Genomic DNA, 453 nt, shown 5'->3' with positions numbered 1-453 from the left:
ATAAAATCGTAACGTCGGGCAGCGGCGGCACGGGAGTTGCTGCGAAGAAGTTCGCGCATTCGCTTTCGTGTATCGAGCGCAACGGCGTGTTCCTCTCGCCCGCGGAAGGGATGCACGGCGGAATGGGAGTGGTGCAGGAGGGAGACGCAATGGTAGTGGTCTCCAAGGGAGGAAAAACGGCGGAGCTGCTGCCGCTGATCGACGTATGCAAAAAGAAGGGGGCAAAGCTCATTGGAGTGACGCAAAACCCGGATTCGCCGCTTGCAAAGCAGGCGGATGTATTTTTGAAGATGGACGTGCATCACGAAAGCGACCGTTACGACATCATGGCAACGTCGAGCGTAATCGCGCTGGTGGCACTGTTCGACGCGCTGCAGGTGGCGATCATGGAGGAGACGGACTACAAACTGGAACAGTTTGCGCTTATCCATCCGGGCGGCGCCGTGGGCCAGA

1 protein-coding gene is annotated in these 453 nt (G+C 58.3%); it reads left to right on the top strand.

What is annotated here, in order from left to right; genetic code table 11:
* Positions 1-453 (top strand): SIS domain-containing protein (locus ACS5WU_RS13875; protein ID WP_465089209.1); only part of this gene is annotated, 453 nt, incomplete at both ends.

Source organism: Christensenella sp. KGMB01412, assembly GCF_055522415.1.
This window is presented reverse-complemented; position numbering and strand designations above follow the sequence as displayed.